General features: G+C 25.3%; 8 protein-coding genes, 1 pseudogene and 1 CRISPR repeat array. Of the genes and pseudogenes, 7 read left to right on the top strand and 2 right to left on the bottom strand.

All coding sequences use genetic code 11. The annotated features are described in order from the left end of the window. The first annotated feature begins 438 nt into the window (after positions 1-438). The 4 genes and pseudogenes from DR020_RS11900 (at position 439) to DR020_RS11885 (ending at position 2,990) form a co-directional block, all read left to right on the top strand. Complete coding sequence (locus DR020_RS11900; RefSeq protein ID WP_112366085.1) at positions 439-747, top strand: hypothetical protein; 309 nt, start codon at positions 439-441, stop codon at positions 745-747. A gap of 65 nt (positions 748-812) precedes the next feature. Then, positions 813-1,094, top strand: a complete 282-nt coding sequence (locus tag DR020_RS11895) for a hypothetical protein (RefSeq protein WP_112366084.1) — start codon at positions 813-815, stop codon at positions 1,092-1,094. 20 nt (positions 1,095-1,114) lie between these two features. After that, positions 1,115-1,603: pseudogene (locus DR020_RS11890) on the top strand (RNA-guided endonuclease TnpB family protein); the annotation flags it as partial. A gap of 360 nt (positions 1,604-1,963) precedes the next feature. Beyond that, a CRISPR array of direct repeats spans positions 1,964-2,387; the repeat unit is 30 nt; unit sequence GTTTAAGAATAACAATAGTTGTATTTAAAT. Positions 2,388-2,558: 171 nt separating this feature from the next. Further along, a complete protein-coding gene (locus DR020_RS11885; RefSeq protein ID WP_235865702.1) occupies positions 2,559-2,990 on the top strand; it encodes an HNH endonuclease signature motif containing protein in 432 nt (143 codons plus the stop codon). Positions 2,991-5,604: 2,614 nt separating this feature from the next. Here the strand turns inward: DR020_RS11885 and DR020_RS11880 are convergent. Next, on the bottom strand, positions 5,605-6,054 hold the full coding sequence (locus DR020_RS11880; RefSeq protein WP_112366082.1) for an HIT family protein: 450 nt from the start codon (positions 6,052-6,054) through the stop codon (positions 5,605-5,607). A gap of 646 nt (positions 6,055-6,700) precedes the next feature. Further along, the gene (locus DR020_RS11875; RefSeq protein WP_112366081.1) at positions 6,701-7,522 is read right to left on the bottom strand and encodes a hypothetical protein; all 822 of its coding nucleotides are present in this window, start codon (positions 7,520-7,522) and stop codon (positions 6,701-6,703) included. Positions 7,523-8,145: 623 nt separating this feature from the next. On the opposite strand from DR020_RS11875, the gene DR020_RS12550 reads away from it, so the two are divergent. From DR020_RS12550 to DR020_RS12545, 3 genes are all read left to right on the top strand, one after another. Next, on the top strand, positions 8,146-8,859 hold the full coding sequence (locus DR020_RS12550; protein WP_235865709.1) for a hypothetical protein: 714 nt from the start codon (positions 8,146-8,148) through the stop codon (positions 8,857-8,859). 502 nt (positions 8,860-9,361) lie between these two features. After that, entirely contained in the window at positions 9,362-10,744 is a 1,383-nt protein-coding gene (locus DR020_RS11865; protein WP_207655896.1) for a sugar porter family MFS transporter, read from the top strand. A 283-nt stretch (positions 10,745-11,027) separates the two neighbouring features. Beyond that, on the top strand, positions 11,028-11,228 hold the full coding sequence (locus DR020_RS12545) for a hypothetical protein (protein WP_235865708.1): 201 nt from the start codon (positions 11,028-11,030) through the stop codon (positions 11,226-11,228). Positions 11,229-11,276: the final 48 nt, after the last annotated feature.

Here is an 11,276-nt window from a genome sequence, read left to right as displayed (position 1 = left end):
TTTTAAAATCTATTAAAAGTAACATATTGAGCCTATGTTAGTTTTATATTTTAAAACAGCTTCTAACATGCATTATTATATATGTTTGTGAGAGTTTAGAAAAGTAAACACAATTAGTATTATGTTATGTTTTTAATGTCTTTATGTGTATTAAAAAATATAAAATTTAATGTTATTAGGTTGTCTTATAATTTCAATTTAGTTATTTATATTTTAAATATTTAAAGGATTATAGTTAGAATTTGTAGAAACTTTTATAATAATATTATTTTTTATTATGGAGTGTGTATAGAATGACAACAAAATGTGTACAAGTTGCGATTGAATATAGTAGTAAACATATACTTAAAGAAGTAGACTTTTATAAAGAATTGAGGGATTTGCAATATTAGTTATTTAGCGTGTAATAGAGCTATAAGCTATATGTATGAGAATGATATGCAAAACTTTATAATTAAAGAAACTGATTTGCCAAGAAGTGATGATAAGAAATTATATGGTAAAAGTTTTGCGGCATGGATAGAGAATAGAATGAATGAATATATGCCTGGAGCTTTATCAAATAACGTTGCACAGACAAGGCAATTTGTAGTTAATAGATATAAAAATGATAAAAAAGCAGGACTTTTAAAGGGAAATGTATCTCTAACTACTTTTAAAAGAACTAATCCAATAATTATACATAATAATGCTTATAACATTATCGAAACACCCAAAAGGATTAGGTGCAGAAATAGGATTTTTTAATCTTCCTAAACAAAAAGAATTGGGAATTAAAAGAGTTAATTTTTTATTTCCTAAATTGGGTTCAAGTGAAAAAAGTATTATTAGAAGGTTGTTGGAAAAGTTATAAACAAGGAGCTATGCAAATTAGCTATAATCAAAAAAAGAAAAAGTGGATGGCAACTATTAGTTTTTCCTTTAACCTAGAAGAGATTAAAACAAATGAGAATTTAGTAATGGGAATTGATCTTGGAGTATCTAAAGTAGCTACTTTAAGTATATATGATGCTTCTAAATATGAATATATAAAAATGAGCTTTAAAGATACATGTATAGATGGAACAGAACTTATGCATTATAGACAAAATTAGAGTCTAGAAGAAAAGCTTTATCTATTGCTAGTAAGTGGGCAAGTGATAATAATAGAGGTCATGGCTATAAAACTAAAATGGAAAAAGCTAATTACATGGGAAGAAAATATAATAATTTTAGAGATACTTATAATCATAAGGTTTCTAGATACATTGTTGATGTAGCTATTAAATATAGAGTAGGATTAATTCAAATGGAGGATTTAAGTGGATTTAGTGAACAACAACAGGAAAGCTTACTTAAAAATTGGAGTTACTATGACCTTCAACAAAAAATTAAGTATAAAGCTGAGGAAAATGGAATAAGAGTATATTTTATTAATCCTAAATATACATCTCAAAGATGTAGTAAATGTGGGAATATAGATAAAGAAAATAGAAAGACTCAAGAAAGTTTTTCTTGTACAGTATGTAATTATAAGGACAATGCTGATGTTAACGCAAGTAAGAATATTGCTATTCCTGATATAGAAAAAATTATAGAAGAACAAGTAAAAAAACAATATTAAATATTGCAATTCCTATGGAAAAATGTTACATTATATTTATAATAAAGGTAGATTTAGCTGCCTAAAGGTGAGAAGTGCTGTTAAAACAAATTATTATAAATAAGGAGTCCCTTGCAGTAACTCTCTACCAAACGCTCCTGTATTAAATAGGTAAAAGCCTTGTGCAAAACATTTTAATGGGCGTGTACAAGAATACAATATTGTTATTTAATAATTTAATAATTTACCAAGTAATTTTAGAAAACATAGTAATAAGGCTATTTTTTAAAATGTAAAATTAGCTGGTAATTTAATTAATAAATGGCTATTTTAAAAGAATTCATAGAAATTTATTTAAATACAAATGGCTATTTTACTGTGGTTTAAGAATAACAATAGTTGTATTTAAATAAGGCTTATTGAGATGATTCAATATAAAGCTGAGGGTTTAAGAATAACAATAGTTGTATTTAAATAACGAAACGTATATTTTATTGATATAATGCATATACGTTTAAGAATAACAATAGTTGTATTTAAATATACTAAGTTTAGAAGCTTAGTATTTTATTTATTGTTTAAGAATAACAATAGTTGTATTTAAATGCTGTCTTACTAAAAGCTATACAGTTTATAAAATAAGGTTTAAGAATAACAATAGTTGTATTTAAATGCGTTGATAATTTGGTTATTCCCTAAATAAATGCCCGTTTAAGAATAACAATAGTTGTATTTAAATTAAGAGACACCATTATAACGCCCCTCGGTTGCTCTGGTTTAAGAATAAAGATAATTATATTTAAATGTAGAGAGTAATATTTTGTTACTCTTTATTTTTTTACGTAAATGCGTGTTTTGTAGCCTAAACAACAAAACAATAAAAAGATTGAAGTATAAAAAAAGAGCCTGTTTATTACAGGCTTTTTTGAATTTATAGCAAAAAATGAAATTGTTTATTTTAATAATAAACTTTTTTATGGAAAATACAAGGGGAAAAATGAAAAAGTTTTGTAAATTATGCAATAGAAATCTTATAGATATTAAAGAAAGATACTGTAATAGCTGTAAGGCTAAGATAGGAATTAGACATAGTATTTATAAGAAAGATAGAAAAGATACTAAGGAACAAAAGTTTTATAGTTCTAAGGAATGGTTAAGGGTAAGAGATATTATAAGAGGTTTAGATAATAATTTATGTCTTATGTGCTTAGAAAAGAATGAATTGAATAACTCAGGTACAATACATCACATAGAAGAATTAAAAGATAATTGGTTAAAAAGATTTGATAAAGATAATCTAATTTCTTTATGTGAAAGTTGTCATCAGAAAGTTCACAGAAAATATCTAAGTAATAAAGAGGAAATACAACATGAATTAAAGGTATTGATTAAAAGGTATAGAGAATAGAAAGAAAGAAGATGATTATATGCCATTAATAATGAGTGGAGTTGCTGTGTGGCTAATTGGTTGTATGGGTATAGCACATTATGCTGCCAAAGTTATGTGTAGTTAAAAATAGTTTAAAACATGGATTTTGAAAAGGTAGGGGGGTAGGTCTAAAAATTTAGGCTAATATTTAAAAAGTCGCTCCAGTAGGTTTCTTTTCGCAAATTTCCCAAAACTCATGAAAGGGGGGTAAAAATAGTAACAGATAAAGCAAAAACATTGATTATATCAAAGGCTTCATAAAGTTATGATTGGTTAAAATTACAAATAAAAACCTAGTAAAGTAATACTTATAGTGAAATTAATTATGGCAGCTATTAAGAGTAACTCAAAAATATTCCATAATCACAAAATGCTTATAACAAGCTATCTATTTAATATACTTTTTGGATATCTCGCTAAAATTAGCGAATGTTGATATCAATATATTTTGAATATATACATAGAGGGGACATGTTAAAAAACAAGCTTTTATATTAAAAGTCGCGCCAGTAGATTTCTTTCATAAAATCCTAAAAAATGCTAAAACGAGGATTAAATAATATCTAAATTCTGATAAATGCAGATATTTATTAGCATAAATCTATTAAAAACATTTATAAAAACAAATAATAGTGTTGCTTTTCTCGTCAATTTTATTGAAAAATACTGCAATCTTTATACATGTTTGTTATAATACCTTTGTTTATATTTATAGAAAATGTATAAATTAATACATAGTTAAAATTTTAGTGATACATATTTAAATTGATGTATACAAAGTGATAAGGTGTAGTAAAAAACTACATCTTTTTTGTTTATAACTTAAATAAGATTAAAATCAATTTTAATCTGTTTTAAACTTTATTCTAATATGAATAATTATCTAATTGAATTTAAAACCTCTCAAAAAGGCGTATACATGTTTATAATACTATTTAAATTTATGACATGCTGAAACTTTTATAAAAAATAGGAGGAATATTTTAGAAAAGATTTTGAAAAGGTCTTATTATTGGAGTTATTTATGGAGAATTTTCGGTTTTTAAAAAATTTTAGTTTATCTATATAAAAGCGATACTGTAAATTATACTGTAAGTGATACATCTAAAAAAGAAATATTAAAAATAATAATATATCTAAAGATATATATGTATCAACTGACGTTGATTTAGTAATAGAAAACAATAGTGTAGGTGTACAAAAAAGTACACCTGTTTTTAAATGGATTAAAATTAAATATAAGATAAAATAATAAAAACTATAAAATTAATTCTAACACTTTTAAAATCATTTCTAAGAGGTTTTTGTGTGAGAGAATAGATATTCTATATAAATATATTAAAAACCTTCCTACGAAGCGTATACATCGTTTAAAATAGATATTAACAATAAATGATATTTATTATTTTCAATTCAAGAACTGAAAAATAAAAATAATCTTTTTTCTTTTCCACAGGTATCAAAATAAAAGAGCTTGATGGATTATTCGCACTAATCATCAAACTCACAATAAAAATAACGATAATAAAGCTATTATAAGCAAACCATTAAGGGCAGTGTTACACTCCCTGTTAAATATAATATTATATTGTATTATAAAAGCAAGAACAATTTTTAATCATAGAACTTATAACTTCAGAAACGTAGATTTTCCGAAGTTGGGAGTTTAAATGGCTTGTTTACAGGTTTTCAAAGATGTATACAAATAAAATTTATTTAAAAAGGTCAAATTATTAAATGAATTTCTAATTTTGATTTAAATAAAAGCCATAATATTTTATTATAATAAAAAAACAATATATATCCTCTTTTTACTACAAGCTTTTTTATCGCTGATAGGTAATAAAATAATTTATAAAAGCCTAGATAAATCTTGCTATAATCTTGCTATGATTTTTGTATCTAAATCCATATCAAATCGACTGTATGGCAGATTTATAGTATCTTGCTATTATATTTCACATCTATTAGCTAATTTTCTAAAGTAGATAATATCAACATCTAAATTTTTTAAGGTAATAACTTGTTTGTCATTCATGCTACAGATGTGATCACTAACAGTACTTTGGAAAATTCCTAAGCATTCTCCAATATGTCTTGGATTAAATAATATCTTTCCTTCAAATTCAAATACTTCTACCTCTTTATTTTCAAAAGTTCATGAGATGAACATCTAAAGTTATAACTTAACCATTGTATAAACCTGTGAAGAGAAAAATCTCTATATAACTTATTTAAACATGTATACAACTATAAAAAGAAAAATTTCCTAAAAAACATGTACTTCACTAACTATTTTTTATAATCTATTTTTCTCAATAAAACCATATTCTTTCATTCTATAAAAAATCTGTTTTCTAATTTGAAAAATGGCTTTATTATTCACTTTATTGTACATTTGTATGGATTTGCCCACGACTTTTAGATTTTTTATCAAAGTATACACTTATCTGATAATCATTTAATTTCACAAAATAAAATACTATTGTCATTTTTTTAATACATTCCTTTTTCTTACTTTAACAAATAATTTTCCTAATGTAACAAATATATGTCCACTAGTAGCCTTATCACATTCTCTTCTTAATTAAGTTTATTTCATTAAATTATCTATTTCCATTTTTAATCTATTTATCATAAAACTAAGTTCTTCATTATTTGGTCTTTTAGAATCATCCCACATCTCTTCCTTTGGCAACCACCATACAGGTCCTTTTATTGGTGTATCTCCTGTGACTCTAGGAAATAAATGCCAATGTACATGAGTATCTCCATTTCCTAATAATTCATAGTTCATTTTTTCAGGCTTAAATGCAGTATAAACAGCTTCTGCTACAAGACTCATTTCCTCAAGATACTTAATTTTGAACTCATATGATAAATTATGTAGTTCTGTAACATGTTGTTTACATAAAAACAACGTATACCCATAAAAATGTTGATAATCCCCAATCACCACATAACCTGTTTCTAGTTCTTTAACAAAATAAGGATTATTTCCTTGTTTAATCATATTAATTCTTTCACAAATTAAACATCTCATAAAATATACCTTCTTTCTCTATATTTATACAATCATTATCGCCCTTATCTACTATAAATTCAAACATTTAACTTAAGTAATAAATAAAATTTTGCACCAAAATTTATGCAAAACTCTATATTATATAGTATTTAACTATTATTAGTTAATTCCATTAATGATGTTATTATATATAAAAACTTTTTTAACCAAGTAATCATTAATACCTGAATAGATTTAAACTTTTTCAAAATTAAGAAGGTTCATCAAATGCAATTTAAAATCATTGTGAATACGTGTATAAAACTTAATCAAAACTATATATATTTTACCATGATTCATTACTTGTGAAGAAAAAGATTTAACTGAATATAGGGGGCTACGTTTTAGGATTTAGCCTTTCTCTTGAAAGTCGCGCCAATAGATTTACTTTTACAAAATTCTAAAAAATACTAAAGGGGGGATTATATAAAGTAGCTATAAGCTTGATATATTCTAAAATTAATAGAAAAAGTTATTGAAAATAAACTAGTTTAGTAAAATTAAATAATAAAAATATGTAGTGATAAATATAATATCACTACAAAAATTATTTTAGATAAAAGAAAAAATATAATAAATATTTTAAGTTATTTTAATAGAACATATATATAAATATATATTTTTATCATTCATATATTCTTTCTAAAGGTTGTAACACCTTCTGTTGTCCTTTTGCTATTCTATTAGTATAATTACCCTCCAAAACTTTTATGAAGTTATTAGGGCGTATAAACCAATCAAAATTAATAATCCAGTTTTTATTGTTTTGGCCTTTTAAAAAATCTGATTTCTTAATATTTTCTATTGCTGCAAAAACAGAGCCTAAACCATATTCTTTTATTCTTGCATTTAATAGTTTTAATCTCTTTCCTTTTATGTTAACTATATTTGAAATATTTAAAGAGTTCCATCTTTCTTTAATAGTATCAATGTTATTTGATACATATATATCTTTAGATATATTATTATTTTTAATATTTCTTTTTAGTATTTCTTTTTTAGATGTGTTGTAAGCAGTGTCGTTAACAGTGTTATAAACAGTATTATTTATATTCTCTAAAGTATTAATATCACTAAGTTTTACATTGTTGTCAGCAGTGCTATTAACAGTGTTGTTTACAGTGTCGTTATTTATGAAAGAATTATATAGATATATTGATGGTGTTCTGTTCTTTCCCCCAGCTTTAACAAGTGTGATAATATCAAGCTTTTCAAAGGTGTTTATTAAATGCCTAGCCTTGCCATAAGTTACTTCTAAATCATTACAGACGGTTCTAATAGTCAGATAAAATTGTCCTTTAGGTAATTCATTTTTAATTCTTTGAATATTCTCTTTTTGCATTATGTAATGATTAAATAATATTTCTTCTTTGTTTTTAGAAATATTGAATTTCAATATTTTGTTGTTTAATTTATAAAATCCTTGATTAACAATAGTGTTATCCATTTAAATCTCACTTATTTTCTATATTTAAAAATAATATAATTTATCTTTATATAAATAAAGTATAAAGGGATAGAGAGTTTTTATATAACTTTGGTGACATAATTTACAATTATTTAATAATCTAATATTAATGAATGTAATGTTAATCTATGTACTAGCTTAAATTATATGCAAATAATAAAACTCTAAAAAGAAAATTATGCTGTAATTTGACTAATAAAAGGATGTGAGAGAGAAAATTGACATTAGCTTTAAACCAAGAAAATAAAGGAAGTCTATCTCCAAGTATTAAATATATAAATATAATTCATGAAAATAGCGATGTGTGGGTAACTAAAGCTAAAATATCTGATTAAGGATATTAAGCAATGGCATTATAAGTATAAAGACTTAATTGAATTAAAGTTTGATGAGGATAATATATATCACTCTAAATCGTTTTATAAGACTTATAGAAGGATAGAATGTATTAAAGAACTTAATGCATTATTTATAGATTTAGATACGTATAAAACAGATTTTACAAAAGAACAAATTTTAATAAATCTAAATGAAAATCATTTTAAACAATCTATACCAATTCCTAATTTTATTATTGATAGTGGAAGGGGTTTATATTTAATATGGCTTATAAAAAAGTACCTAGTATGGCTTTACCTCTTTGGAAAGCAGTTGAAGAATATTTTTATAAAACATTAAAAGAGTTTGGAGCAAATAGACAAGCATTAGACGCAACAAGAATATTAAGAGTGCCAGGAAGTTTTAATTCAAAGACACATACAGAGGTAAAAATAATCGATAATTATGATTATTTTTATGAGCTAAGAGAGATTCAAAGCGAATATATGCCTGAATTAAGCGAGAAGGCACTTGTAAGACGAGGTAGACCTAAAAAGGTAAAATACATCTTTAGAGAAAGAGGTCTTTATTATGCAAGGATTATGGACATAATAAAGCTATGTGAATTAAGAGAATATGATTTAAAAGGTCATAGGGAATTAATATTGTTCTTGTATAGATATTATTCATGTTATTTTACTGAAGATATAGAAAAGGCATTGTATGATACTTTGGAATTAAATAGTATGTTTAAGCAACCATTAGCTGAAAAAGAGGTTACGAGAGCTACTAAGTCAGCAGAAACAGTATTTAAAAAAGAGAATAAAGACTATAAATATAAAAATGAAACTTTAATAAATCTTTTAGAAATATCAGATATAGAACAAAAAGAAATGTTAACTATAATTTCTAAAGATGAATATAGGCGTAGGAAAAGAGAAAGAAACAATAAAGCATATAATAGTAAAGAAGCTAAAGAGAAATATAAAAAGTCTTAGAGAAGAAGGCTTTAAAAATAAAGAAATCTCTCAAAAATTAAATATTGTACAAAAAACACTTGAGAGACATATAACTTACATGAAAAAGAATGGACTTTTATAAGTTCATTCTTTTTGTTTAAGTATAAAATATATATAAGAAAAAATCTACCCTCATTTTTTTCAGCCCTTGTATTATAGGGTATTTTGTATCTTTTTCTAGGTGGAGGAGGAAGTAGTAAAGGCTTTGTTATTATGTAATATTAAATTAGAATTATACTTAAAATTTTATATTTTATTAATATTTAGATGTTATTAGTAAAATGTGGAGATATTTTTATTTGTGAAGTAAGAGTAAAATGTATAAAAAATTTTTTAAAAGTCGCATTGGTAATTTTTTCATTTGATTTACTAATTAATATAAGTATAATATATATTGAAAGCGTTATCAGAAAACGTTTTCTAATTAAATTTTATTAAAAATAAAAAAATATTAATGAAACATGAAAGGAGAAATTTAATTATGATGACTCAACACACTCGTTCATTAAACAGCAATATTATATTTATCATTGGAGCACTTGGTGGGCTATTATTTGGTTTTGATACCGGTGTTATTTCTGGTGCATCATCACTTATTGAATCATCATTACGATTAACAATTACTGAAACTAGTTTTGTAACTTCTGCGGTTCTTATTGGTTCTTGTATAGGAGCTTTAGGAGTTGGTGGATTAGCCGATAGATTTGGTCGTAAACCTCTTTTATTTATGGCATCAATATTTTTTATTATTGGAGCATTAATGTCAGCTTTTGCACCTGACTTTGGAATTATGATATTAGCTAGAATTATTTTAGGTTTAGCTGTTGGTTCTGCATCTGCATTAACTCCAGCTTATTTAGCAGAACTTGCACCTACAGAAAGACGTGGATCATTACAAACACTTTTTCAACTTATGATTACTTTGGGAATTTTGGTTGCATATTTCATTAATATAGCTTTCCTTGGTCATAATATTTTGGGGTGGTCAGACTGGAGATGGATGCTTGGAACAGCTGTAATACCTGCTTTAGCATTGTTTATGGGTAGCTTAATTCTTCCTGAATCACCTCGTTATCTTGTTCGTGCAGGAAAAAAAGAACTATCACATAAAGTACTAATTAGATTAAGACCGGAATACACTTCTGAACAAATAAATAGTGAACTTCAAGATATAGAAAATGCTGATGCAAAAGCACATAAAGGTGGAATTAAAGAGTTATTTACTATAGGTAAAGCACCTCTTATAGCTGCTATTGGCCTTATGTTTTTTCAACAATTAGTAGGAATTAATTCTGTTATATATTATCTACCACAAGTCTTCATTAAAGGTTTTCATCTTTCAGATAGTATATCTATTTGGATTTCTGTAGGCATAGGTACAGTGAATTTCTTATCAACAATTTTAGCTACTAAAATTATGGACAAGTTCCCACGTAAAAAGCTTTTAATATGGGGAGCATTAGTAATGGGATTCTCACTTGGGATAATAACTATTATTAACTATACAGTAAATATTGAAACAGCCGCTATATTCACAATTATACTTATTGCAATCTATATTTTTGGATTTGCTGTTTCATGGGGGCCAATATGTTGGATACTTATTGCAGAAATGTTCCCATTAAACATTCGTGGAGTAGGATCTTCTTTTGGATCTGCAGCAAACTGGATAGGAAATTTCTTAGTAACACAATTTTTCTTATCAATTCTTGTTTTCTTTCATGATAACATAGGTGGACCATTTGCAATCTTTACTGTATTTTCTTTCCTAGCTATTCCGTTCGTAATGAAATTTGTTCCAGAAACTCGTGGTAAATCACTTGAACAAATTGAAGATGAATTATTGAAAAAAAATAATATGTAATAAAAATATATTAATATTAAATTAACTGATTTCCCCAAAGATAAGGCTTAGGAATTATAACACTTAAATTTTATATAAATTATGTATTTGTAAAAAGAGCTTAACTTATTGAATGTACTATATAAAATAGATTATACCTATTAATATTAATATCATATAGAATTAAGATCTCTTAAAATGGCGTATATCGAGTTGAAACATTTCGTAATTTTATTATTTTTATAAAACGTTGAAATAATTTGGAGCAGATAGACAAGCACTAGATGCAACAAGAATATTAAGAGTGCCAGGAAGTATTAATTCTAAAACGAATACTGAAGTAAAAATAATAGATGAATATAATTATTTATATGATTTGAGAGAAATACAAAACAAATATATGTCAGAATTAAGCGAGAAGGCACTTAAAAAGAGAGGAAGACCTAAAAAGGTGTATTTGTCTGCAGAGAAAGAAGTCTTTATTATGCAAGGCTACAGGACATAATAAAGCTATGTGAGTTAAGAGAGTATGATTTAAAAGGTCATAGGGAAC

It is taken from the genome of Sarcina ventriculi (assembly GCF_900456775.1).
GTDB classification, from domain to species: domain Bacteria; phylum Bacillota; class Clostridia; order Clostridiales; family Clostridiaceae; genus Sarcina; species Sarcina ventriculi.
The sequence above is the reverse complement of the archived record's forward strand: the minus strand, read 5'-3'. Positions and strand labels throughout refer to the sequence as shown.

Coding starts and splice junctions, on each gene's coding strand:
- DR020_RS11900 (WP_112366085.1), top strand. CDS start 439: ATGCAAAACTTTATAATTAAAGAAACTGATTTGCCAAGAAGTGATGAT.
- DR020_RS11885 (WP_235865702.1), top strand. CDS start 2,559: ATGGAAAATACAAGGGGAAAAATGAAAAAGTTTTGTAAATTATGCAAT.
- DR020_RS11880 (WP_112366082.1), bottom strand. CDS start 6,054: ATGAGATGTTTAATTTGTGAAAGAATTAATATGATTAAACAAGGAAAT.
- DR020_RS11875 (WP_112366081.1), bottom strand. CDS start 7,522: ATGGATAACACTATTGTTAATCAAGGATTTTATAAATTAAACAACAAA.
- DR020_RS12550 (WP_235865709.1), top strand. CDS start 8,146: ATGGCTTATAAAAAAGTACCTAGTATGGCTTTACCTCTTTGGAAAGCA.
- DR020_RS11865 (WP_207655896.1), top strand. CDS start 9,362: ATGATGACTCAACACACTCGTTCATTAAACAGCAATATTATATTTATC.